This is a genomic window from Montanilutibacter psychrotolerans, from assembly GCF_003719825.1.
GTDB classification, from domain to species: domain Bacteria; phylum Pseudomonadota; class Gammaproteobacteria; order Xanthomonadales; family Xanthomonadaceae; genus Montanilutibacter; species Montanilutibacter psychrotolerans.
Window position 1 is genome coordinate 285142 of sequence record NZ_RIBS01000004.1, and the last position, 23654, is coordinate 308795.

Below are 23654 nucleotides of genomic sequence, written 5' to 3' on the forward strand. Positions count from 1 at the left end.
GATTCAGCTGGGTTGCGCCGTGCGAAGGCGGTCGATCGGGGCCGGGTCGCCGCCGCGAGGCTCGCTGCCACGGATCGCGACAGCCGCGGGCGCGGGACGGCCAGTCGGGCGCGCTCAGTGGTGGGCGTCGGACGCCGGACGCGGTGGCGGGGCCTCGCCGTTGTGTTGCACCACGGACGTCGGCGCTTCGCGCGGGGTGCCCGTGCGCGCGGCCTCGACCTCGGCATGGCGCAGCAGATCGCGCAGGTACCACCGGCCCTCGCGGCGCTCGGCCAGCACCACCGCGTCGATGGCCTTGTCGCCCAGGGTGTAGGTCAGGCGCAGGCGGGCCTGGTCGCCGTTGTGCTCGATCACCGCCACCCTGGCGCTGGCCAACGTCGCGTCGATGTCGAGGCCATAGCGCAGCAGGACCCCGCGCAGGCGCCATGCCAGCGGACCCAGTCTGCCCAGGGTGCGCTCCATGCCCGCACGGGCGAAAGTGTCGCGGTCCTTGATGCCGGTCGCACGCGCGGCGGTCGCCAGCTGGCCCAACGTGGCCTTGGCCAGCGCCGGATCGCCCAGCGGCGCCTGCCGGCCCCAGTCGCTCAGCGCCGCGATCAGCTGCACGTAGTGACCGCGTTCTTCGGTGCTGTAGTCGCCCTCGCTGCGCACGTACTGCGCGGCGAACAGGCCGATGGTCGCCGCCGCCGAACGCAATTCGCCGTCGGCGTGTGCGAACTGGCGGTGGTAGGCGGCCAGCAGGGTTTTCTCGGAATCCTTCGCCGCCAGCGCGGCGATGGCCGAGGGCAGCCGGTCTTCCAGCGGCAATTCGGTCAGCGGCCAGCTGGTGCGGCCCTCGCTCCAGGCGATGGCAAGCCGGGCGTGGAGCGCGGGCGGCACCGAATGGCGAGCGAAACCGGCCAGGTCATCGCGGCGCAGGTCGTCGATCAGGCGGGTCAGCGCTTCGGCCGGCGCGGCCGCGCCGGGCGCCTGGGCCGACGATGCGCCGCCGCCGCAACCGGTCGACGCGGCGGCCAGCAACAGCGCCGCGACGGCGGCATGGAACCGGCGCATCGGACGCGCCGCGACGCCGCGAGTCAGGGCATGGCCCCGGGGCCGGCGATCTTGCGGCGTGTGGTCTTGAAACAGGTGCATTCGGCGCGGCTTCCCCCAGTCGCAATGGCCATCTTGGCCGCTGCCGATGCTCGCCGCCAGCCAATCCGGTCGCGGATCGGCACTTGCAGCCGCGCGGCCAGCGCCGAGACCGAGGCAAAGAAAAAGGAGGCCTGGGCCTCCTGAAAACCGGCCGGAGCCGGAGGATTACGAGTTGTGGCGCCCGCAGGTTAGCGCGGCGCCAGAGTTGCCGCAACAGATGCGCTTACGCGCATAACGCATTGATTTTAAATTGCTGAATGGGGCGGGATGCCGGCGTCTATCGTTCCCGACACCCACGCGCGGGTGCCGGGAGGCGGGGCACCGGGTCAGGGCGCCACGTCCAAGGCGTCGCGTTTGGCGGCACGACGCGCCTGGCGGGGCTGCGCGCGGTCGTTGTTGAACAGCGCCGGTTCCCAAGAGCCATAGGTCGGGTTGGGCAGCATCCACCAGCGCTCGCCGAACCAGTCGCCGTACTCGTCGAGCAAGGCGTTGCGATCGCCGGGCGTGTTGCTGACCACCTGGACGAAGTCGCCCAGCTGATCGCCGAACTGCATCAGCACCCGGTACTTCTGCCCGGCCAGGCGCCGGCGGCAGTTCTTCTCGCTTCCGTGCTGCTCGCAGCCATCCACCACGGTGCCCAGGCCAAGGAACACGTCGTCGCTGGCGACCGGCAGGCCGACGCTGCGCAGGTTGGCCAGCGTGGCCTCGTTGAGGTGCACTGCGCGGTTGGACACATACAGCACGGTCACGCCCTTGGCGGTGGCGGCCTTGGCGAAGTCGACCACGCCCGGCAACGGCTTGGCCTTCTTCTCGGCGACCCAGGCATCCCAGGTCACTTCGTCGTACTCCTTGCCCTGCTGCACCAGGCGCGCCTGGTACGGCGAGTTGTCGAGTACGGTTTCGTCGATGTCCATGATCACCGCCGGCTTGAGGCCGGTGCTGGCGTTGCCGCGCTCGTCCGGCACCAGCGCATCCCAGTGGGCGGCATTGAGCGCGGCATCGAGGTGGTCGGCGGCGGCGCGGTAGGTCTGCGTCGTCAGCGCCCGGTACTCGGCCGATCGCTGCACCCAGAGCACGGCGTTGAGATTGTCATCGGCGGCCGTCGCGTCCGGGGTGGCAGTGACGGCCGCGGTCGCCGGCGGCGTGGCCTCGGTCGCCGGTGCCTTGGTGGCCGGCGCGGTGGGTTTGCAGGCGGCCAGCAACAGCGTGGTGGCCAGCACGGCGGGCAACGGGGACAGAGCGCGAGGCGACATGCGCGGTTCCGGATCGAAAGAAGCCGGCGAGTTTAGCCGAGTGCCTTGCAACGCCGTCCGGCGGCCCGCGGGCGAGGCCCGGGCGTTGCAGCGCGCTCATCGCGCGACGTCGCTTCTGCGACCAGGCCAAGCCCGCGTCGACGCAAGGCGCCGGCGGCATCGCCGGCGCGCCAGGGGGCGACGTGGTCCGGGCGTCTAGCCGTCCAGCAGGGCGCGGATCGCGGCGAAGCCGGCGCTCGCGCGTTCCTGCTTGCGCGCCGCGTCCGCCACCGGATCGGCGCCGTCGCGTTGGATCTCGGCCGCAGGCAGCTCCTCGAAGAAGCGGCTGGGCTTGAGGCGGATCGTGTCGCCCCATTTCTGCGCCATCTTCGAGTACGACATCCACAGCTGCTCTTTTGCGCGCGTGATGCCGACGTAGAGCAGGCGGCGCTCCTCGTCCAGCCTGCCTTCGTCGAGGCTGGCCTCGTGCGGCAGCGTGCCGTCCTCGACGCCGACAATGAACACGTAGCGGAACTCCAGCCCCTTGGCGCCGTGCAGGGACATCAGCCGCACCTGGTTGCCGGCCTCGCCCTTGTCGGCGTGCGACAGCAGCGCGAGCTGCGCGGCCAGTTCGCCCGGCCCGGAACCCTTGCCGCCGTCGAACCAGTCGGCGAGTTCTTCCAGATTGGCCTTGCGTCGCTGGAAACCGGCCTCGTCCTTGCACTGCTCGCGGATCGCCTGCAGCAGGCCGCTGCGCTTGCCAAGCTCGCGCACCAGATCGGCCGGGCTGAGCTTGTTGGCGTCGCTGCGCAGGCCGCGCACGATGTTGTTGAAACCGTCCAGCGCGTTGGCTGCACGGGGTGCCAGCTGCTTGAGCGCGCCCATCTGCTCGGCCGCGCGCGACATCGGCATGCCGGCCTGCTGGGCAAGCTCGGCAAGCCGCGCCAGCGTGGTCGCGCCGACCTCGCGCTTGGGCGAGGTGACCGCGCGCAGGAAGGCCGCGTCGTCGTCGGGATTGGCGATCAGGCGCAGCCACGCCAGCGAATCCTTGACCTCGCCGCGTTCGAGGAACGCCGTGCCGCCGGACAGGTGGTAGGGAACACGCAGCAGCTGCAGCGCCTTCTCGAGCGCGCGGCTCTGGAAATTGCCGCGGAACAGGATGCAGAAGTCGCTCCACGGCGCCTGCTTCGCGCTGGCGACGAAAGCGATCTCGGCGGCGACCTTCTCGGCTTCGTGCGCGCTGTCGCGGCACTCCCAGATGCGGATGCGCTCGCCGTCGGCCTGGTCGGACCAGAGCGTCTTGGGATGCTCGTGCGGGTTGTTGGCGATCAGCGCGTTGGCCGCGCGCAGCACGCGGTTCGAGCAGCGGTAGTTCTGCTCGAGCTTGATGATCTGCAGGGTGGGGTAGTCGCGACCCAGCTCGAGCAGGTTGTCGGGATTGGCGCCGCGCCAGGCGTAGATCGACTGGTCGTCATCGCCCACGCAGGTGAACAGCCCCTGCGGGCCGGCGATCGCCTTGAGCAGGCGGTACTGCGCGTCGTTGGTGTCCTGGCACTCGTCGACCAGCAGGTAGCCAATGCGCTCGCGCCAGCCCAGCGCGCACTCTTCGTGGCTTTCGAGGATCTGCACGGGCAGGCGGATCAGGTCGTCGAAGTCGACGGCGTTGAACGTGGTCAGGCGCGCCTGGTAACGCGCATACAGCGTCGCCGCTTCCATCTCGCGCGTGCTGGTGGCCGCAGCCAGCGCCTGTTCCGGCGACAGGCCGAGGTTCTTCGCTCGCGACACCAGGTTGCGCATGTCGTCGATCACGTCGGGCTTGCTGCCGGCCGGCAGGAGGTCCTTGATCTGCGCGGCACTGTCGTCGCTGTCGAACACGCTGAAGCCGCGTCGCAGCCCCGCCTTGGCGTGTTCGATCTGCAGGAACCGCAGGCCCAGCGCGTGGAAGGTGCAGATCGTCAGCCCTTCGGCGGCGTCGCCACGGATGCGCTTGGCGACGCGCTCCTTCATTTCCTTTGCCGACTTGTTGGTGAAGGTGATCGCGGCGATGCGGCGCGCGGGCATGCGGCCCGACGCGATCAGGTGCGCAATCTTCTCGACGATGACGCGCGTCTTGCCGCTTCCGGCGCCAGCGAGCACGAGCAGGGGGCCGTCGGTGGCGAGGACCGCGGCGCGTTGGGGGGGGTTGAGACCGTGCATTGAGGCTTCCGTATAGCCCATCAGTCTACCTGTGCACGGCGCCGGAGCCGGCTAGGCTATGCACATTGAACAATGGAATTCGGCAAAAAGCCCATGGAAATGAATGCGACCACTACCCGTCTGCGACAGGCTCTGCTGCTGACGCTACTGCCGGCGGCGTTGTGGGCCGGCGCGGCACTGGCGGGAGAGGACACCACCCCGCCGGACCCGATCGACAACCCGATGCTGATCACCGCCGGCTTCCTTACCCATCACCCCGACATGAAGTACCGGATGCTGGGGATGAAGGCGTACGAGCAGCAGCGCTACGCCGATGCGATGCGCCTGTTCCGCCGTGCCAGCTACTTCGCCGACAAGCCCTCGCAGGGCATGGTGGCGGAGATGTACTGGAACGGTCACGGCGTAGAGCGCGACCCGGCGCTGGCCTACGTCTGGATGGACCTGGCCGCCGAACGCAGCTACGTCGGATTCCTCGGCCTGCGCGAGCGCTACTGGGATGCGCTGGATGCCGCGCAGCGCGAGCGCGCGGTGCGTGAAGGCGCGCAGGTGTACGCGCGTTTCGGCGACGCTGCCGCGCAGGTCCGCTACGAACACCAGTTGCGCATTGGCCGCCGCACGCTCACCGGAAGTCGCACGGGCTTCAATCGCGGTGTGCAGATCGAAGTGCCCGGCCCGCGGGGCAGTCAGACGATCGAGGGTTCCAAGTTCTTCGATGATCGCTACTGGGATGCCAAGAAGTACTGGGCCTGGCAGGACAAGGTGTGGAAGAACCCGCCGATCGGGCGGGTCGAGGTTGGCGAGCTCGAGGTGGTGCGTGACGGAGCGCAGGTTCCGGACGTCGATTCGCGGATTCCGCAGACCGCTCCCGAGGTGGATGCGCCGATTCCGGATGTACCCGACGAGGCGATGCCCGAGCCCTCCGCGACGCGTTGATCGCAGACGGTCGATGCACGGCGCGGCAAATTGGTGCCGTGCCGGCGCCCCGATGGAAAGGCCGATCGACGCCAATGGTCGGAACCCTCACGTTGGCGCTTGTTGCGCCGCAGGTGCGGTGCTAAACAGGCCTCGCACGGCACCGGCCGTGCCTTCCACCAGGCAAGGAGCCGTCATGCGACATCTGCGTACACGCCGTGGAATCACCGCCATTCTGTACGTCGCAGCGTTCGTGCTGGGCACCGCCGATGCCGCCGAACGCCCGACGCTCAGCGCGATGAGTTTCATGCAGCTCGACGAGGCCGCGACGCTGGCCAAGGGCAAGCCGAACGAGGAGTCCCGGCTGCACGGCCTGAAGGCCTACCAGCGCGGCGACACCGAGGACGCGGTGCAGCGCTTCGAACGCGCCGCGTACCACGCCGACAAGCCGGCGCAGCACTACCTCAGCCTGATCCACTGGCACGGCGCGGGCGTACCGGTCGACCGTGTGCTGGGCTACATCTGGAGCGACCTCGCCGCCGAACGCGGCAGCCAGCGGCTGCTGCGGATCCGCGAGCGCATGTGGTCCGAACTCTCCGCCGATGAGCAGGCGCAGGTGGCATCGCGTGGCGAGTCGTTCGCACAGCGCTACGGCGACGCCGTCGCGCGGCCGCGCGCCGAGAGCCGTCTGCGCACCTTCGCACGCGCGATGACCGGCAGCCGGGTCGGCTGGCGCGGGCAGCGACTGGAAACCCGCGCCGGGTCGTCCAGCGGTTCGTTCGACGGACCGGGCAGCGGCAACCAGCTGTACGCCGTGGCGTCCGCCGACCGCCTGTACGGCGAGCTGGGCGGCCTCAGCGAACTCAATGGCTACTGGGAGCGCGAAGACCGCATGCTGGAGGGCAGCGTGGAAGCCGGTCCGCTCCGCCCGGTGGCCACGCCGCCTTCGCCGCCCGAGCCGTCGTCGCGCTGACTGGCGATCGGTTCCGCGTCGCCCCGCAACCGCCCGTGGCCGACGCCACGGGTGTGGAGGGCAGGGCGACGGCGACGGGATCGCGCGTTGGTCGTGCGGTGGCTCGGGCGCCGCATTCCACGCGCAGCGGCGGGCCGGCACGAGGTTCCATGCCGCGCGGGCAGCAGACCGCGCGTGGCGGCGACTAAAATGCGCGCATGGCCAAGCTCTACTTCTACTACTCGGCGATGAACGCCGGAAAGACCACCACCCTGCTGCAGTCCGCGCACAACTACCGCGAACGCGGCATGCGTGTGGCGATACTCACGCCGCGACTGGACAACCGCGCGGGCAGCGGCACGGTGGCATCGCGGATCGGCTTGCGCGCCGATGCGATCGCGTTCGACCGCGACCAGGACCTGTTCACCCTGGCGCAGTCGGACATCGTCGCTCATGGGCCGCTGCACTGCCTGCTGGTCGATGAGGCGCAGTTCCTGGGCAAGCCGCAGGTCTGGCAGCTCAGCGAGATCGTCGATCGCCTGCGTATCCCAGTGCTGTGCTACGGCCTGCGCACCGACTTCCGGGGCGAGTTGTTCGAAGGCAGCCAGTACCTGCTGGCCTGGGCCGACGAGCTCACGGAGATCAAGACCATCTGCCACACAGGCAGCAAGGCGACGATGACGGTGCGCGTGGACGACAACGGTTACGCGGTGCAGGACGGGCCGCAGGTGGAAATCGGTGGCAACGAGCGATACGTGTCGGTCAGCCGCGCCGAGTTCAAGAAGATCGTGCGCGGTGAAGGCCGCATCGAGCCGATGCAGCCCTCGCTGGCGCTTTGATACCGCGCCTATCGCTGCGCGTGCTGCACCGGCGCCTGGTCGCTGGCGGGCGTGGGCGATGCGGCGAAGCACTGGGCGAGCGTCCGGTCGACCTCGCGGCTCAGCAGGCCGCCCTCGGGGCGGATCTCCGGCAGCCGGTCATGCAAGGCCTGCACGCTGGCCAGGGCCGCGGGCTGGGTGGTGGTCTGGATGCAGCGCAGGCCGGCCGCGGCGACGCGTGCACGCCAGGCAATCTCCTGCAGGCGGATGCTTTTTCCAGGCCGTGCCGCCAGCGTATCCAGGTGCACCAGTGCCGCACTGTCGCCCCCGTTGGCCTTGACCCGCAGCAGCGAAAGCTCGGCCTCGAGCGAGCGCGGGTCGTCCGCGCCGTAGTCGGCACGGTTGAGCTTGATCGCCTGTTCGAGCAGCGCCATCCCCTCATCGGTGTTGCCCAGCGCGAGATGGACCTCGCCGAGTTGGCGATCGATGTCGCCACCACGAACGTTGCCACCATCGTGCAACTGGCTGACGCGTCGGCGCGCGTCCAGCAGCAGCGGCAACGCGTCGCTGTCCTTGCCGCCCTCGTGAAGCACCCGCGCCAACGTCGACAACGTGGCGATGGTCGCGGCCGGATCCGCGATCCGGCGCTGGATCGACAGCGCCCGTCGCAGCTCCGATGACGCGGTGGTCTCATCGCCAAGCTGCATCGCGATCTCGCCGAGCCGGCGGTGGTTTTCCGCGCGCGCGGGCTGGGCTGCGTCGTCGCGTTCGGGCAACAGCTGCTGGTCGTCGCGCACGCGCTGCCCGGCCTCGGCGTAATGGCCACCGTCCATCAGCACCGAGACCAGCTGCACGCGCACGGCGCGCGTGGACGGGTCGGCCGGCCCGTTGAGTTCGTTGCTTGCCTCCAGGGCGGCGCGCAGCTCGGTCTCGGCCGCGGCCAAGGCGCCCTCTGCCTGGTGCAGGCTGGCCAGGTTGCGGCGGATGTCGATCAGAAGGGGGTGGCGGTCGCCCAGGTCGGAGTGCAACTGCTCGCGCGCGGCCTTCAGCTCGGCCAGGGCCTGGCGTGTCTCGCCGGCATCGGCGTGCAGTCCGGCCAGGTCCATGCGGTTCTCGATCTCGCCCAGGCGAAGGTTGCGGCTGTCCTGGCGCAAGGTCAGGGAGCGCTCGAACAACTGCCGCGCCGTCTGGCGGTCGCCATTGGCGGCCCGGCAGCGGCCGAGCTGCGAATAGAACTCGCTGGCCTGCGGCGGCAGCTGCGCCTGCTCGCGGCGCACCTCCGCCAGCGCCGGCTGCATCAGCTCGATGCACGCGGTCGTGTCGCCGAGCAGGCGCAGCACGCGGCCGCGCTGCGTCAGCGATTCCAGTTTCAGGCTGGTCGGGATGCCCGCGGTGGTCTCGATGATCACCGTCTGGCGTGCCAGCAGTCGGCGGGCTTCGCTGTAGTCACCCAGGCCGATGCGCAGGCGCGCGACCACGCCCAGCAGCTCGGCGCGCGCGCGCGGCTGCCGCGAGAGTTCGCGGGTGCCGCGCTCGACCGAGGCGTCGAGCAGCTCGCGCAGGTCGAGTTCGCGCGCGCCGCGCGCGCCACCGGCGTTCTCGAACACGCCGATCATGAAATCCTGCATCGCCTGCGCGCGCGCGGCCTCGTTGAGTGCCTCGCGCGCCTGCCAGGCAACGATCGCGAGCGCGGCACTGAGCACCACGGTCACCATCAGGCCGGTCGCCAGTGACCAGCGGTGCCGGCGCAGGTACTTCTGCACCCGATAGCCGATGCTCTGCGCGCGTGCCTGCACCGGGCGGCCCGCCTCGTAGCGCTGCAGGTCCAGCGCCAGCGCCTCGACCGAGGGATAGCGCAGTTCGGGGCGCTTGGAGAGTGTCTTCAGGACGATGTTGTCGAGGTCGCCCGACAGCGTGCGCGCGTGCCGGCGCAATGCCAGTAGCGTCGCCTTGTCGCCCTCCGCGTCGCGCAGCAGGGCTTGCGATGGTCGAAGCGGATCGGCGCTGAGGATGGCCTCTTCCCACTCGGCATCCGTCTGCCGCTTCAGACGGTACGGCTTGCGGTCTGCCAGCAGTTCGTACAGCACCACGCCCAGCGAGTAGACGTCGGTCATCGTGGTGACCGGTTCGCCACGGATCTGTTCGGGCGCGGCGTAGTGCAGGGTGAATGCGCGCATGCCGGTGCGCGTCTGCTCGATCATCGGCGTGTCGCCGTCGAGCAGTTTGGCGATGCCGAAATCCAGCAGCCGCACCTCGCCACCTGGCGTCACCAGGATGTTGGAGGGCTTGAGGTCGCGGTGCACGATCAGGTTGGCATGCGCGTGGCTGACCGCGTCGCAGATCTGCTGGAACATCCGCAGCCGCGTCTCCAGCGGCGTCTCGTGGTCGTGGCAGTAGTCGGTGATCGGCGCGCCGTCGACATACTCCAGTGCGAGATATGGCCAGCCTTCCGCGCTGATCCCGGCGTCGAGCAGGCGGGCGATGTGCGGATGGGCGAGGCGGGCGAGGATCTCGCGCTCGCGCGTGAAGCGGATGCGCAGGTTGGTGTCGGCCAGCCCGGGCCGCAGCAGCTTCAGCGCGACCCGTCGCTGGTACAGGCCATCGGCACGCACCGCCAGCCACACCTGGCCCATGCCGCCTTCGCCGAGCAAGCTTTCGAGCCGGTAGGGACCGACCTCGGCACCGGTGTATGCACCGCGCGGCGGCTGCACCAGCGGCTCGGCGAGGAAGTCGTCGTGGTCGTCTTCCAGCGCGACCAGCCGCTCGAGCTCGGCGGTGAGCTCGGCATCGTCCGCGCGCAACGTGGCCAGGCGGTGCGCGCGCGCCTGCGCGTCGAGCTCGAACAGCTCGTCGAGCAGCGGGGACAGCCGTTGCCAGCGCTCCGGATCCATCGTGTCAGGTACCGCTACGGCCTTTGGACATCGTCAATTCCCCGGTGGGCATCCCGGCACAGGCACGCGGCGGCAGCGTTGCCGCCGTCGATCGATCCTGCCGCCGCCGAAGCGGGTCGTGCCGGCGCTGCCGCCCGGGGCGCTCAGCCGGCGGGTTCGTCGCGAAGCGAGGCCAGCAGGAACAGCCGCGCCTTCTGCCAGTCGCGGCGGATGCTGCGCTCGGAACGCTCCAGCAACGCGGCGATTTCGAGTTCGGACAGGCCGGCGAAGTAGCGCAACTCCACCACCTGCGCGAGGCGTGCGTCGACCGATGCCAGTCGTGTCAGCGCGGTATCCAGGCCGAGCATCTCTTCGTCCAGGCGCAGTGCGCCCTCGAGATCCTCGGGCAATTCGGTGACGCGGTGCAGGTCGCCGCCGCGCTTCTGGGCAAGGCGCTGGCGGGCGTAGTCCACGACCACGCTGCGCATCGCCGAGGCGGCGTAGGCGAAGAAATGGGCGCGGTCGTCGAACTGGGCCTCGCGTCGGCCGACCAGCTTGAGGTAGGCCTCGTGCACCAGCGCGGTGGCGTCGAGCGTATGGCCGTGCTGGCCGGCGAGCTGTCGCCGGGCCATCGAATGCAGCTCCTGGTAGAGCGTTGCGAGCACGTTGTCGAGTGCGCCACGATCGCCCCCCCGGGCTGCGTCCAGCAGGATCGTGATGTCGTTGGTGTCGGCCATCATGGCCCCCCGGTGGCAGATGGCCGGACTATAGCGCCTCCCCATTCGCCGCGGGAACGCGCCGACGACAGCGCTGGCGCCGCGGTCGGGCGAGCCGTGCTTCGCGGCCCGCCAACGGCGGGGATGGCGTCGACCGCTATGTTACCGGTGCCGGTGCGACAGCGCCCCAGGGACCGCCTCGCGCTCAGCGCTGGCAGTGGCCGCACCACACCGTGGCGCGCTGGCCGACCATCGCCTGTTTCAGTACGCGTCCGCACGTCGGGCAGGGCGCGCCGCCGCGGCCGTAGACCGACAGTTCCTGTTCGAAGTAGCCCGGTGCGCCGTCGGGGCTGATGAAATCGCGCAGCGTGGTGCCGCCGCGCGCGATCGCGTGTCCGAGGATTGCGCGTACTGCATCGGCCAGCCCACGGTAGCGCTCGCGCGACACCTTGCCGGCCTCGCGCACCGGCGAGATGCCGGCGGCGAACAGTGCCTCGGCGACGTAGATGTTGCCGACGCCCACGACCACCTTCTGGTCCATCAGGAAGCTCTTCACCGCCACGCTGCGGCCGCGGCTGAGGGCGAACAGGTAGTCGCCGTCGAAGGTGTCCGACAGCGGTTCCGGCCCGAGTCCGGCTAGCAAGGGATGGACCGAGTCGGCTGCCTGCCAGAGCAGGCAGCCGAAGCGACGCGGGTCATTGAATCGCAGGACGTGGCCGCCCTCGATGGCGAGGTCGACGTGGTCGTGCGCGCGAACCGGCGTGTCGCCCGGCAGCACCCGCAGGCTTCCCGACATGCCCAGGTGCAGCAGCGCGCTACCGACGGCGGTGTCCAGCAGCAGGTACTTGGCGCGACGGCGTACGGCGTCGATCCGTTGGCCCGGCAGTTCGGCGGCGATCTCCGGCGCGATCGGCCAGCGCAGGTCGGGCCGTCGCAGGGTCGCGGCCAGCACGCGCCGGCCCGTCAGGTGCGGGGCGAGGCCGGCACGGGTGGTTTCGACTTCGGGCAGTTCTGGCATCGGGCGGGCGCAGCAGCAACGAGGAAGGGAAGGGTAAAGCCTGGGCGATGGACGACGGGGCGTCCCCGGCTGGTGCGTCGCGGCGGGTCTGGGCCACGAACCTGACGACCGCCCGTCTGCACGGCATTTCCCGCCCCGCGCCAGTCCCGGCCGCTTCCGCTTGTCGGCGGGCGCGTTGTTTCCGTATGAACACCCCCATCACCGTGGTAAACCATACCGGGGCGCATGGCTTCGTATGGTGGCATCATCGCCAGCTGGATCGGCCTGGATGCCGGTCCGCCGCGCATCCGCTCCCGGTTGCGCAATGCCGCCCCGCCGCTGTTGGCGTGGCAGCCGGCCTTTCTTCCGTTTCCGGAGCACGTATGCCCGCTTCTCTCTACGACTTTCTCGCTGGTGGCCTGTTGCAGGCTGGCTTCGGGTCGCTCGTGATCTATTTCCTGGTCGCCACCCAGCTGACGATCTTCGCGGTGACGCTGTACCTGCACCGCTCGATGGCGCATCGCGCGGTCGACTTCCATCCGCTGCCCGCGCACTTCTTCCGCTTCTGGACCTGGCTGACCACCTCGATGGTCACCCGCGAGTGGGCTGCCATCCACCGCAAGCACCACGCCAAGTGCGAAACCGAGGAAGACCCGCACAGCCCGCAGGTCAAGGGCATCCGGACCGTGTTCTGGCGCGGCGTCGAGCTGTACCGCGAGGCACGCGCCGACCGCGAGTCGATCGAGAAATACGGCAAGGGCTGCCCGGACGACTGGATCGAACGCAAGCTCTACACCGCCCATCCGACGCTGGGTCCGACCTTGCTGCTGGTGATCAGCTTCCTGCTGTTCGGCTTTGCCGGCATTGCGATCTGGGCCATCCAGATGGCGTGGATTCCGTTCTGGGCGGCCGGCGTGGTCAACGGTCTTGGCCACTGGTGGGGCTATCGCAACTTCGAGAGCGCCGACACCTCGACCAACCTCACGCCGTGGGGCTTCTGGATCGGTGGCGAAGAACTGCACAACAACCACCACGCGTTCCCGAGCTCGGCCAAGTTCGCCCTGCGTCGCTTCGAGTTCGACATTGGCTGGGCGACGATCCGTCTGTTCGAGATGGTCGGCCTGGCCAAGGTGCTGCGCGTTGCGCCGTCGCTGGACGTGCGCCCGAACATCGCCATGCCCGACGCCGAGACACTGCGCGCGTTGCTGGCGATCCGTTTCCAGGCGATGACCGACTACTACCGCTGCGTGACCCTGCCGGCGCTGCGTGAGGAAGCGGCCAATGCCGGCGACCGGATGCGCGCGCTGCCGCGCAAATTGCGCCAGGGCCTGGCCGATGGTGGCCGCTGGCTCGACGACGACAAGCGCGCGCGCCTGCAGGCCTGGGTGGCCGAAAGCCCGCGCATGGCGCAGGTCGCCGATTTCCGCCAGCGCCTGGCCCAGGTGCTCGACGAGCGATCCAACGACGCGCAGGTCACGCTGCACAAGCTGCACGCGTGGTGCGTCGAGGCCGAAGCCAGTGGCGTGCAGGCACTGCAGGCGTTCTCCGAACGCATGAAGGGTTACGCTTTGGCGCCTGCGCGCGCCTGAGCGTCACGCACGGGATGACGCGGTCACCGGCCCGCCGGTGACCGCGGCAACTCGTCGCCGCGGCCCCGCGGCCGTACGATGCGGTTTCCCGCTCAGTCCGAAGTCCAGTCGTCGCCATGCGCCCGATCCTCCTGCTGCCGCTCCTGCTGATGCTGCCAAGCCCCGTGCCGGCCCAGGTCAGCCGCACCAGCGAATACCTCGATCGCATGGATCGCGACCAAGACGGCCGCGTCTCGCTGGCCGAATACCAGGCCTGGATGGGCTACGCGTTCGAGCAGATGGACCGCGATGGCAACGGCACGCTGGTCGCCGACGAGCTGCCCGGTGGACGCGGCAAACCGGTCAGCCTGGTTGCCCACCGCGAAGCGCTTGCCGCCGCGTTTCGGCGCCAGGACATCAACCGCGATGGCGTGCTCGACGCTCGCGAGCTGGCGGCACCGCCGCAGTGAACTGACCCGCGCGCGCCGGCCCGCGCGCGCCATCTCATGGCGTTGCGTCGCCGCGCCATCGCCTCCCTGCCCCGCGCACGGACGCGAGTGACCGCCACGCCACACGGTGTCGCAACCGGCCACGCCGCGCGCCCGCACGAACGCTTGCCGGTAGCGACCGGATCGGCGTTACCATCGAGCCGGCGATGCAGGTCGGCACCAACCCGACTCCGGATTCGCCACCGCGACAAGGCGTCGCCGGTGCAGTGAGAGTTCGCCTGGGGTAGCGATTCGCCATGGAGGTGGTCGTGATGTCGCCATGCAGCGTGTTGACGGACCGACCGACGGTGGCGCGACGCCCCAACGGCGCAGGCTGTGCGGTCGGCAGCGCGGCACGCAAACACCCATCCGCACGCGACCATCGGCCCACGGCCACAACGATGGCGGGCTGCCGCTCGCGGGATGGCTGACGCATGGCCACCGTCCTGATCGTCGATGACCGTGCCGAGAACCGTGACTTCCTGGTCAACCTGCTCGGCTACCAGGATCACCGCATCCTGACCGCGCGCAACGGATTCGAGGCGTTGGACCTGACCCGCGAAGAGCGTCCGGACCTGGTGATCACCGATGTGTTGATGCCGGCGATGGACGGCTACGAGCTGGTCCGCCGGTTGCGCGCGGATCCGGCCACCGAACACACTGCGGTCGTGTTCTACACCGCGCACTTCCACGGCCCCGACGCAGAGAGCCTGGCGCAGGCGTGCGGCGTGCAGCACGTACTGGCCAAACCCAGCGAGCGCGGCGTGGTGCTGCGCACGATCGAGAAGGCCCTGTCGGGCGTCGCCGAGCCGGCGTCATCGCCCGCAAGCGGGTTCGACGAGCAGCACCTGCGGCTGATCACCGACAAACTGTCGGAGACCGTGGACGTCTTGCGCCAGACCAACGCGCGCCTTGCCGCGCTGGTCGACATCGACCTGCAACTGGCCTCCGAGCGCAACCCGCGGCGTCTGCTCCGGACGGTCTGCAGCGCCGCGCGCGACCTGATCGGCGCCCGCTACGCCATGCTGATCAGCGGCAAGGCCGACGACGACGGCGAGGCCGAGCACATCACCACCAGCGGCATGGGACCGGAGGTGGCCGGGCAGCCGGAACTGCCGTTGCGTGGGCACGGAGCGGTCGGCCGCGCGCAGACGCTGCGCAAGCCCGTGCGCATGTCCAATCCCGGCGGCGATCCGGCCGCGGTCGGCTTGCCCGCGTGGCACCCGCGCGTGCAGGCGCTGATGGTTGCGCCGATCGTGTCGCTCTCGCATGTCTACGGCTGGATCTGCCTGGGCGACAAGCCCGGAGCGGACGAGTTCAACGCCGAGGACGAGCGCCTGCTCGCCATCCTCGCCGCGCAGGCGGGTCGCATCTACGAGAGCGGCCTGCTGTACCAGGAAGTTCGCGACCACGCCCAACAGCTGCAGGTCGAGGCGGCCGAGCGAAAGCGCGCCTCCGAGGAACTGGTCGAGAGTGAACTGCGCTTCCGGCAGCTTGCGGAAAACATCAACGAGGCGTTTTTCCTGGTGGACCCGCGCAGCGGTCATGTCCTGTACGTCAGCCCGGCGTTCGAGACGATCTTCGGCCGCACCTGCGCGAGCCTGCAGGCGTCGCCGCGATCGTGGCTGGACCTGGTGCATTCCGACGACCGCGAGCGCGCGATGGCGATCTACGACCCGGCCAACGCCCGTGGTCCGTTCGACCACGAGTACCGGATCGTGCGTCCCGATGGCGCCGTCCGCTGGATCCGCGTGCGGATCTTTCCGATCCGCGGCCCCAACCGGCGCGTCTATCGCGTCGCCGGTGTCGCTGCCGACATCACCCAGGCCCGCAACCAGCAGGAAAAGAGCAAGCGGCTCACGCGCATCAAGGAGGTCCGCAGCCGCATCAACGCGGCGATCGTGCACATCCGCGATCACCAGGGGCTGCTGGCCGAGGTCTGCCGCGTCGCGGTCGAGGTGGGCATGTTCAAGCTGGCCTGGACCGGCGTGATCGATACGGACACGCGCGACGGCCGGGTCGTCGCGTGGCGTGGTGGTGCGGAGGCCGACATCGAACCGGTGCGGTTGAGCGCGAGGCCGGATTCGCCGTTCCGCGATCGTCCCGCCAGCCGCGCGGCGCGTGAGCTGCGGCCGATCGTGTGCAACGACCTGCGGCTGGAAGCCACCGCGGCGCAAAAGGCCGAGCTGGCCCGGCAGGGCCATCGGGCGATGGCCGTGTTCCCGATGGTGGTGCTGGGCCGTGTGCACGTGCTGGCCTTGATCGCCGGCAACGCCGACTTCTTCGATCACGAAGAGATCGACGTGCTGCAGGAGCTGGTCGGCGATGTCGCCTTCGGCCTGGAACACATCGCCAAGGACGCGACGCCCAGCCAGGTCACCGGCTACGACGCGCTGACCGGCTTGCCCAACCGCATGCTGTTCTACGAATCGCTGAAGTGGACCATCAGCCAGTCCCGAGAGCACCACTGGACCGTGTCGGTGCTGCTGGTCGGGCTGGACGGTTTCAAGGACGTCAACGACACGCTGGGGCAAGCGTTCGCCGACGAGCTCGTTCGCCAGGCCAGCCAGCGACTGGGCGATGGCCTGGAGATACGTGAGACGGTGTGGCGCCTGGGCGGCGACCGGTTCGCGCTGGTGCTTGCCAGCCCGGACGGCCACCTGGGTTTCGACGTGGACGTCGGCAATGGCATCCGCGAGGTGCTGCGCAAGCCCTTCCAGCTGCACGACCGCAAGGTGTCGATCACCGCGAGCATCGGCATCGCCACGTGCCCCGTCGACTCCAGCGATCCGGACACGCTGCTGGAGTTCGCCGACGGCGCGATGCACGACGCCAAGGCGACGGGCGGCGACCGGCTTCGCTTCCATCGCGGCGAGATGAACGTGCGCGCGCTGGAGCAGCAGCAGCTCGGTGAGGCGTTGCGCGATGCCCTGGCTAACGACGAGTTCGAGCTGTACTACCAGCCCATGGTGTGCGCCAGCAGCGGTCGATGGGCCGGCGTGGAAGCATTGCTGCGCTGGAACCGGCCCGGCCACGGCCTCGTGCTGCCGTCGGTGTTCCTGCCCATTGTCGAAGGCACGCGGCTGGCCGCGCCGATCGGCGCCTGGGTCGTCGATGCCGCCTGCCGCCAGATGGTCCAGTGGCAGCGCGCAGGCATCGACGGCTTCCGGGTCGCGGTGAACGTGTCAGGGAAGGCGTTCGTGCTCGAAGGCCTGCTCGGCTCGATCGCGACCGCGCTGCGCGAGCACGCCATCGAACCATCGCGGCTGGCGATCGAGATCACCGAGAGCTCGCTGATGATGCCCGCCGGCGAAACCGTTGCGGTGCTGCGCAGGATCAAGGCGCTGGGCGTGGGCATCGCGATGGACGATTTCGGAACCGGCTACTCCAACCTCGCCTGCCTCAAGCGCTATCCCATCGACACGCTGAAACTCGACCTCAGCGTGGTGCGCGACATCAGCACCGACCCGGACGCGGCATCCGTCGCGATGACGGTGATCGAGATGGCGCATGGCCTGGAGATGAAGGCGATCGCCGAAGGCGTCGAGAGCCGCGAGCAGTTCGAGCTGCTTCGCGCCAGCGGCTGCGACGAGATCCAGGGGCACTACATCTCGCAGCCAGTGCCCGCCGACGCGCTGGAAACCCTGTTTGCCAACACGCAGGCCGTCGATGCGCCGGGCGTGGTCTGATCGACGGCTGCCCGACGCCAGCGCGCTGGCGGCCGCGGCGCCGGCTTGCGGTGCCGGAGGAAGCGGAGCACCCCGGGCATGAGCACCGACGGCGACCCCGGTGCATCCGCGGGCAGCAGCGAGCATCGGCGTTTCGTCGCGCGCATCTACCGCATGCGGATCCTCGGCCTGGGCACCGGCTGCATCGCGATCTCCGGCGTGCTGTACGAGAACGGTGCGTCGCTCCTGACCTGGATGGCGCTGGCGTTCAACGGCGGCATCTGGCCCACCGTGGCCTATGCGATCGCGCGCGGTAGCCGCGACCCGAAGCAGGCGGAGTTCCGGAACCTGGCCATCGATTCGATATGCGGTGGCATCTGGATCGCGGTGATGCAGTTCAACGTGGTACCCAGCGCATTGCTCGCGGTGATGCTGTCGGCCGACAAGATCGGCGTGGGCGGTTGGCGATTCCTTGCGCGCACGGCAAGCGTGCAGGCTCTGGCCTGCCTGGCGACGTGGGCGTTGCTGGGGTTCGGGTTCCGCCCGGACACCACGATGACGCAGGTGCTGGTCTGCCTGCCCTTCATGGTGGCCTACCCGCTGGCGATCAGCACCGCCGCGTACGCATTGGGCCGCAAGGTGGTGCGGCAGAACCGGATGCTGGACAGGCTCAACCGCACCGACGGGCTGACGGGCCTGCCGAACCGTCTGCACTGGGAGGAGGCGGCCGTCACAGAGTTGTCGCGCTGCTCGCGCACCCGCCGGCCGGCGGCATTGCTGATGTTCGACATCGACAACTTCAAGCAGATCAACGACAGCTACGGTCATCCGGCCGGGGATGAGGTGCTGCGGCGCGTGGCGGCCTCGCTGCGCGCATCGCTCCGGGCGCTGGATACACCGGGACGTTTCGGCGGTGACGAGTTCGGCGTGGTGCTTGGCGACACCGACAGCCGGGACGCGATGGACGTGGCCGAACGCCTGCGCGCCACGGTTGCCGCGATCCGCATCGAGGGCCTGCCGGACCTGCGCTGCACGATCAGTGTCGGCGTCGCCTTCATCGTGCCCCGCCTGGACAGCGTCAACGTGTGGATACGGCACGCCGACACGGCCCTCTATCGGGCGAAGCAGACCGGCCGCAATCGCGTCTGCACATCGGGCGCCTCCTGGGAGTAGGTCGGGCGGCGCCGCGTGCGGGGCGTCAGTGCACCTCGCGGACCACGGCGCGGTTTTTTCCTGCGTGCTTTGCGTCGTACATGGCGACGTCGGCGGCTTCCAGCAGCGGCGCGTACGACTCGCCGCGTCCGGGCGACACGGTCGCTCCGCCAACGCTCACCGTGATGCACGCGGCCTGGCTGCCACGGTGTGGAATCGCCAGGTTGCGGACGTTGGCGAGAATATCGTCCGCCACGCGTTGTGCGCCTTCGCTCGGCGTCGCGGGAAGGACCATGGCGAATTCTTCGCCACCGTACCGGGCGGCCAGGTCGGCGGGACGCTGCGCGCACCGCTTCATCGCGCCGGCGACGAGCTTGAGCACCTCGTCGCCGGCCAGGTGGCCGTAGGTGTCGTTGTAGGTCTTGAAGTCGTCGACATCGACCATGAGGATGGAGAATGGATTGCCATCGCGCACCGCGCGACGCCACTCGGTGTCCAGGTAGGCATCCAGGTAGCGACGGTTGTTGAGTCCGGTGAGGCCGTCGACGTCGCTCAGCCTGCGCAGCACCTCGTTGACCTCCAGCAGCTGCTGCTGGTTTTCGCGCAGTGCGCGGTAGGCCGCGTCGCGTTCGAGCTGGTTGAGGTACGAGCGCGAGTGGTGGCGGATCCGTGCGATCAGCTCGATCGGTTCGGGCAGCTTGACCAGGTAGTCGGCCGCCCCGGTCGCAAAGGCCTGACTCTTCACCGCGGCATCCTCCTTGCTCGACAGCACGATGATGGGCACGTGCCGCAGCGCGGGGTGCATCTGGTACAGGTGCACCAGCGTCATGCCATCGACATCGGGCATGACCAGGTCCTGCATGATCACCGTGGGGTGGAGCGACGCGGCCATCATTACCGCGTCGCTGGCCACGCTGCAGTAGTGGAACTCGATCTCCGGGTCATTGGCGACCGCGCGGCGAACCGCCTCGCCGATGATCGGCTGGTCGTCGACCAGGAAAACGACGATGCGGCGCTCGCCCGCGTTCATCGGCATCCCGAGCGGCAAACTGCCTGAAGCGGACGTGGTCATGGAGGATGCTCCTTGCGTCTCAACTAAGGTCCCGAAGGCGCGCTGCCACGCGCACCAGCGGCAGGATATCCACAGCCGCCCCCAGCTCCGCTGCCGCCTTGGGCATTCCGTACACCGCACTGCTTGCCTGGTCCTGGGCGATGGTGTGGTGCCCCTTCGCGCGCATGGCCTTGAGGCCGACGGCACCGTCGCGGCCCATGCCGGTAAGCAGCACGCCCACCGCCTGCCCCGGCCAGGTATCGGCGACGCTGCCGAAGAAAACGTCGACCGAGGGCCGATACGGCATCTCGACGGGTTTGCACGTGTAGTCCAGGCGGCCGTCGTCGCGAAGCACCAGGTGTTCGTTGGTTCCGGCCAGCAGCACCGTGCCGGTGGCCGGGACATCGCCCGGCCGGGCGACGCGCACCGGGCACTGCGAGAACCGGCCAAGCCAGTCGGCCATGCTCTTGGCGAACTTCTCATCGATGTGTTGCACCACCACGATCGCCATCGGAAACGTCACCGGCAGCCCGCCCAGGACCTCCGCCACGGCGGCCGGCCCACCGGCCGACGCCCCGATCGCCAGCAGCCGCATGGACGTCCCACGGCGCGCCGCCAGGGGCTTGCTGTGCGGGGCCTTCTGCCGCCGGTCGCCGCCGATCAGGCGACCGATCAAGTCGATCTTCGCCAGCAGCGCGGAGGCGCCTTCGGCGTCTTCCTCGCCGTTGACTGCCATCGTGGGCAGGTCGACGGCATCGAGGGCGCCGTGACCCATCGCCTCGAACACACGCGAGGCATTGCCGCCGACGCTGGTGGTGACCACCAGCACCGCGCAGGGACTGTTGGCCATGATCTGCCGCGTGGCCTCCACGCCGTCCATGCCGGGCATCAACAGGTCCATCAACACCAGGTCGGGTGTCTCCTGCGCACAGCGCGCAACGGCTTCGTCGCCGTTCGCCGCCGTCCACGCCACCACGTAATCGGGACGCTGCGACAGCGCGCGGCGCAGGGCTTCCACTGCCAGTGCAAGGTCGTTGACGATGCCGATCCTCACGCGGCCGCCTCGCCGATCAGATCGATCACCGCCTGCAGCAACGCTTCGTCGTGGAAGCTGCCCTTGGTGAGGTAGAAGTCGGCGCCGGCGTCCAGGCCACGACGGCGGTCCTCCTCACGGTCCTTGTAGGACACGATCATGACCGGCAGCGTGCGCAGGCGCGGATCCTTCTTGATCAGGGCGACCAGCTCGATGCCATCCATGCGTGGCATGTCGATGTCGGTGACCACCAGGTCGAACTGCCCCAGGCGCACCGCGTTCCAGCCGTCGACGCCGTCGACGGCGACCTCCACCGCGTAGCCGCCGCTTTCGATGAGCTTGCGTTCGAGTTCACGCACGGTCAGCGAATCGTCCACCACCAGCACGCGTTTACGCGCGACCGCTTCGGCATCGTCGTCGTAGCGCAGCCGGGTCAGGTGGCCGGTGGAAGCCAGCCGTTCGACCGAGCGGATCAGGTCGTCCACGTCGACGATCAGCAGCGGCGTTCCGTCGTCCAGCAGCGCGCCGGCACTGATGTCCTTGATCTTGCCCAACCGCGGGTCCAGCGGCTGGACCACGAGTTCGCAGACCCCGCGGAAGCGGTCCACCGCCAGCCCGTACTCGTGCCCGCGGGTGCGGTCGCCGACCACGATGATGCACAGCTGCTCGGGCGCCGATGCCGACTCGGTTCCGTCCATGACCTGCCGCGCGCCCACCAGTCCCACGCGGTGCCCGTTCAACTGGAAGTGCTGTCGACCTTCCAGCAACTGCACGTCATCGCGCGGCAGCATCGCGGTACAGACGATGTGCGCCAGCGGGAACGCGTACGGCTCTCCGCCGATATCCACCACCAGCGTGCGCACCACGGACGTCGTCAGCGGCAGGTGCAGGTGGAAGCGCGCGCCCTGGCCGTGCCGGGACGACAGCCGGACGCCACCGCGCAACTGCTTGACCATGTTCTGCACGGCATCCAGGCCCACGCCGCGCCCGGAGATCTGCGTCACCACGTCCTTGATGGTGAAGCCGGGCAGGAACAGGAACTCCAGCACCTCGGCCTCGGTGAAGCGCTGCGCGGTGGCCTCGTCGGCCAATCCGCGCGCGACAGTCGCCGCCCGCACGCGCTCGATGTCGATGCCCTGGCCGTCGTCACTGACAGTGATCTCCAGCAGGCCGGAGACGTGGTGGGCTTCGAGGCGGATCACGCCTTCGACGTGCTTTCCCGCGGCCAGGCGCGCCACCGGCGATTCGATGCCGTGGTCGACCGCGTTGCGCAGCAGGTGGCCGAGCGGGGCTTCGAGCTTGCCCAGCACATCGCGATCGACCTGGGTTGCCTCGCCCGCGATCTCCAGCCGCGCTTCCTTCCCAAGCTCGCGGGCGAGATCGCGCACCATCCGCTTGAACCCGCGCGTGCCGTCGGCAAACGGACGCATGTGGCTGGCCAGGGCTTCGTCGTAGAGCCGGTGCGCGACACTCGCCGATCGCCGGTCGAACAACTCCAGCTGGCCGACCTGGTCGCCGAACAGGCGCTGGCACTCGGCGATCCGTGCGCGGGCCTCGGCGAGGATGGCCATCGACACGTGGTCGCTCGGGTGCGCGCTCCAGGCATCGTTGAGACGGTCCAGCGTGTGCGCGGTTTCTTGCTGCAGGCGCTTGAGCCGACCCAGCGAACGGATGAACGGATCGACCCAGCGCGATTCGACCAGCGACTCGCCCGCCAGCCCCAGCATGCGGTTGAGGCTGCGCGCGGTCACCCGCAGCACGCGTTCTTCGGCATCGGTCTCGGCGTCGTGCTTGCCCGTGCCTGTGACGGCGGCGGGAGCGTCTGCGGCCGTCGCTTCGATCGCGGCCGCGGCCGGGATGGCCGTCGGTTCGCCCGCATCGCCGGCGTCCAGCGCCGCGGCCAGTGCCGTGCGGAAGTGGTCGACTTCCGGCGTGTCCTCCTGGCTCCAGTGATCGGCTTCCTGGGTTGGCGTGTCGGCGATACGGCTGAGCAGGTCGACGCCACGCAGCAGCACGTCGATCGCATCGTTGCCCAGGGTGAGGCGGCCGTGCTGCGCCTCCACCAGGCAGTCTTCCATGCTGTGCGCGACGCCGACGGCGGCGCTCAATCCAACGATCCGCGCCGCACCCTTGAGCGAATGCGCCGCGCGCATGCACGCTTCCAGCTCGGCGGCGGCCGAGGGCGAGCGCTCGAGCACCAGCAGGCCATCGGTCAACACCTGCCGCTGTCCCTCCACCTCCATGCGGAACAGGTCGTGCAACGAGTAGTCGCGGAGGTCTTCGGTACTCATCCCAGGCGCCGGTTGATTGCGTGGAACAGGAGTTCGGCATCGAGTTGCCCCACCACGCGATCGTTCCAGGGCAGCACGGCCGTGGTGAAGTTGGCCATCGAATGGGCGACCGTGGAGGGCACGGCCCGCAGGCTGGCCGGATCGAAGCGGTGCTCGCCGTGCACCTCGTCGGCCTCGAAGGCCGTCCGATGGCCTTGCGATGCCAGCACCACCAGCCGTCGGCCCAGCAGCGATTGGCGTCTGCGCTCGGGCCTGGCGACACCGAGCTGGAACAGCTGTTCCAGCGCGACGCACAGCGTGAGCTGCCCGGACACGTTGACCAGGCCACGCACCACGCCCTCGCGCCGATGGGGCAGAGCGTGGATCGCGCGCGGCTCCACCACCTCGTCGAAGTACGAGGTGGCCAAGCCAAGCCACTCCGCGCCGAGGCGGAAGATGAACATCGCCTGCGTCCGCACCAGTGAATCCTGTCCCGCCAGTGGACGGGCGACGTGTTCGGTCGCGTCGCGCAGCGCGTCGGCATCGAGCTGGCGATCGAGCAGGGCAGCCGCGGCGGTGGCGTTGTCGCGCGCCATG

Annotated in this window: 17 protein-coding genes; 7 read left to right on the plus strand and 10 right to left on the minus strand. The window is 69.4% G+C overall.

Annotated features, from left to right (window positions below):
• Window positions 1-114: 114 nt before the first annotated feature.
• The 3 genes from EER27_RS10425 to EER27_RS10435 all read right to left on the minus strand — a co-directional run bounded on the left by EER27_RS10425 (window position 115) and on the right by EER27_RS10435 (window position 4562).
• A complete protein-coding gene (locus EER27_RS10425) occupies window positions 115-1053 on the minus strand; it encodes a hypothetical protein (protein WP_148040997.1) in 939 nt (312 codons plus the stop codon).
• A gap of 407 nt (window positions 1054-1460) precedes the next feature.
• Window positions 1461-2387 carry a 5'-nucleotidase, lipoprotein e(P4) family gene (locus tag EER27_RS10430; RefSeq protein WP_123088033.1) on the minus strand — a complete coding sequence of 309 codons (927 nt, stop codon included), beginning with the start codon at window positions 2385-2387 and terminating at the stop codon, window positions 1461-1463.
• A 195-nt stretch (window positions 2388-2582) separates the two neighbouring features.
• A complete protein-coding gene (locus EER27_RS10435; protein ID WP_123088034.1) occupies window positions 2583-4562 on the minus strand; it encodes a UvrD-helicase domain-containing protein in 1980 nt (659 codons plus the stop codon).
• Between the two features lie 99 nt (window positions 4563-4661).
• Between EER27_RS10435 and EER27_RS10440 the strand changes: the two genes are divergently transcribed.
• The 3 genes from EER27_RS10440 (at window position 4662) to EER27_RS10450 (ending at window position 7265) form a co-directional block, all read left to right on the plus strand.
• On the plus strand, window positions 4662-5495 hold the full coding sequence (locus EER27_RS10440) for an SEL1-like repeat protein (protein ID WP_148040998.1): 834 nt from the start codon (window positions 4662-4664) through the stop codon (window positions 5493-5495).
• 175 nt (window positions 5496-5670) lie between these two features.
• A complete protein-coding gene (locus EER27_RS10445) occupies window positions 5671-6447 on the plus strand; it encodes an SEL1-like repeat protein (protein ID WP_123088036.1) in 777 nt (258 codons plus the stop codon).
• A 197-nt stretch (window positions 6448-6644) separates the two neighbouring features.
• Window positions 6645-7265, plus strand: a complete 621-nt coding sequence (locus EER27_RS10450) for a thymidine kinase (RefSeq protein WP_123088037.1) — start codon at window positions 6645-6647, stop codon at window positions 7263-7265.
• An 8-nt stretch (window positions 7266-7273) separates the two neighbouring features.
• Here the strand turns inward: EER27_RS10450 and EER27_RS10455 are convergent, their stop codons facing one another.
• The 3 genes from EER27_RS10455 to mutM form a co-directional block, all read right to left on the minus strand.
• The gene (locus tag EER27_RS10455; protein WP_123088038.1) at window positions 7274-10135 is read right to left on the minus strand and encodes a serine/threonine-protein kinase; all 2862 of its coding nucleotides are present in this window, start codon (window positions 10133-10135) and stop codon (window positions 7274-7276) included.
• A gap of 143 nt (window positions 10136-10278) precedes the next feature.
• Entirely contained in the window at window positions 10279-10851 is a 573-nt protein-coding gene (locus EER27_RS10460) for an ECF-type sigma factor (RefSeq protein WP_123088179.1), read from the minus strand.
• A 184-nt stretch (window positions 10852-11035) separates the two neighbouring features.
• On the minus strand, window positions 11036-11848 hold the full coding sequence (gene mutM / locus EER27_RS10465; RefSeq protein WP_123088039.1) for a bifunctional DNA-formamidopyrimidine glycosylase/DNA-(apurinic or apyrimidinic site) lyase: 813 nt from the start codon (window positions 11846-11848) through the stop codon (window positions 11036-11038).
• Window positions 11849-12210: 362 nt separating this feature from the next.
• Between mutM and EER27_RS10470 the strand changes: the two genes are divergently transcribed.
• From EER27_RS10470 to EER27_RS10485, 4 genes are all read left to right on the plus strand, one after another.
• On the plus strand, window positions 12211-13416 hold the full coding sequence (locus EER27_RS10470) for a DesA family fatty acid desaturase (RefSeq protein ID WP_123088040.1): 1206 nt from the start codon (window positions 12211-12213) through the stop codon (window positions 13414-13416).
• A gap of 116 nt (window positions 13417-13532) precedes the next feature.
• Window positions 13533-13865, plus strand: coding sequence for an EF-hand domain-containing protein (locus tag EER27_RS10475; RefSeq protein WP_123088041.1), 333 nt, complete (start codon window positions 13533-13535; stop codon window positions 13863-13865).
• 452 nt (window positions 13866-14317) lie between these two features.
• The gene (locus tag EER27_RS10480) at window positions 14318-17572 is read left to right on the plus strand and encodes an EAL domain-containing protein (RefSeq protein ID WP_123088042.1); all 3255 of its coding nucleotides are present in this window, start codon (window positions 14318-14320) and stop codon (window positions 17570-17572) included.
• Window positions 17573-17650: 78 nt separating this feature from the next.
• Window positions 17651-18724, plus strand: coding sequence for a diguanylate cyclase (locus tag EER27_RS10485; RefSeq protein ID WP_123088043.1), 1074 nt, complete (start codon window positions 17651-17653; stop codon window positions 18722-18724).
• 25 nt (window positions 18725-18749) lie between these two features.
• Here EER27_RS10485 and EER27_RS10490 read toward each other — a convergent pair whose 3' ends face one another.
• The 4 genes from EER27_RS10490 to EER27_RS10505 are packed head-to-tail and all read right to left on the minus strand — an operon-like array spanning window position 18750 to window position 23653.
• Window positions 18750-19775 carry a diguanylate cyclase domain-containing protein gene (locus tag EER27_RS10490; protein ID WP_317843126.1) on the minus strand — a complete coding sequence of 342 codons (1026 nt, stop codon included), beginning with the start codon at window positions 19773-19775 and terminating at the stop codon, window positions 18750-18752.
• A 19-nt stretch (window positions 19776-19794) separates the two neighbouring features.
• On the minus strand, window positions 19795-20808 hold the full coding sequence (cheB, locus tag EER27_RS10495; RefSeq protein ID WP_123088044.1) for a chemotaxis response regulator protein-glutamate methylesterase: 1014 nt from the start codon (window positions 20806-20808) through the stop codon (window positions 19795-19797).
• The gene (locus EER27_RS10500) at window positions 20805-23078 is read right to left on the minus strand and encodes a hybrid sensor histidine kinase/response regulator (RefSeq protein ID WP_123088045.1); all 2274 of its coding nucleotides are present in this window, start codon (window positions 23076-23078) and stop codon (window positions 20805-20807) included. Before EER27_RS10500 ends, cheB begins: the two co-directional genes overlap by 4 nt.
• On the minus strand, window positions 23075-23653 hold the full coding sequence (locus EER27_RS10505; protein ID WP_123088046.1) for a chemotaxis protein CheW: 579 nt from the start codon (window positions 23651-23653) through the stop codon (window positions 23075-23077). Before EER27_RS10505 ends, EER27_RS10500 begins: the two co-directional genes overlap by 4 nt.
• Window position 23654: the final 1 nt, after the last annotated feature.

Bases quoted from the DNA above. Each gene is read 5' to 3' on its own strand.
- EER27_RS10445 (WP_123088036.1), top strand. From the start codon at position 5,671: ATGCGACATCTGCGTACACGCCGTGGAATCACCGCCATTCTGTACGTC.
- EER27_RS10480 (WP_123088042.1), top strand. From the start codon at position 14,318: ATGGCCACCGTCCTGATCGTCGATGACCGTGCCGAGAACCGTGACTTC.
- EER27_RS10475 (WP_123088041.1), top strand. From the start codon at position 13,533: ATGCGCCCGATCCTCCTGCTGCCGCTCCTGCTGATGCTGCCAAGCCCC.
- EER27_RS10435 (WP_123088034.1), bottom strand. From the start codon at position 4,562: ATGCACGGTCTCAACCCCCCCCAACGCGCCGCGGTCCTCGCCACCGAC.
- EER27_RS10450 (WP_123088037.1), top strand. From the start codon at position 6,645: ATGGCCAAGCTCTACTTCTACTACTCGGCGATGAACGCCGGAAAGACC.
- EER27_RS10470 (WP_123088040.1), top strand. From the start codon at position 12,211: ATGCCCGCTTCTCTCTACGACTTTCTCGCTGGTGGCCTGTTGCAGGCT.
- EER27_RS10505 (WP_123088046.1), bottom strand. From the start codon at position 23,653: ATGGCGCGCGACAACGCCACCGCCGCGGCTGCCCTGCTCGATCGCCAG.
- EER27_RS10485 (WP_123088043.1), top strand. From the start codon at position 17,651: ATGAGCACCGACGGCGACCCCGGTGCATCCGCGGGCAGCAGCGAGCAT.
- EER27_RS10455 (WP_123088038.1), bottom strand. From the start codon at position 10,135: ATGGATCCGGAGCGCTGGCAACGGCTGTCCCCGCTGCTCGACGAGCTG.
- EER27_RS10425 (WP_148040997.1), bottom strand. From the start codon at position 1,053: ATGCGCCGGTTCCATGCCGCCGTCGCGGCGCTGTTGCTGGCCGCCGCG.
- EER27_RS10430 (WP_123088033.1), bottom strand. From the start codon at position 2,387: ATGTCGCCTCGCGCTCTGTCCCCGTTGCCCGCCGTGCTGGCCACCACG.
- EER27_RS10460 (WP_123088179.1), bottom strand. From the start codon at position 10,851: ATGGCCGACACCAACGACATCACGATCCTGCTGGACGCAGCCCGGGGG.
- EER27_RS10440 (WP_148040998.1), top strand. From the start codon at position 4,662: ATGAATGCGACCACTACCCGTCTGCGACAGGCTCTGCTGCTGACGCTA.
- EER27_RS10490 (WP_317843126.1), bottom strand. From the start codon at position 19,775: ATGACCACGTCCGCTTCAGGCAGTTTGCCGCTCGGGATGCCGATGAAC.
- EER27_RS10500 (WP_123088045.1), bottom strand. From the start codon at position 23,078: ATGAGTACCGAAGACCTCCGCGACTACTCGTTGCACGACCTGTTCCGC.
- mutM (WP_123088039.1), bottom strand. From the start codon at position 11,848: ATGCCAGAACTGCCCGAAGTCGAAACCACCCGTGCCGGCCTCGCCCCG.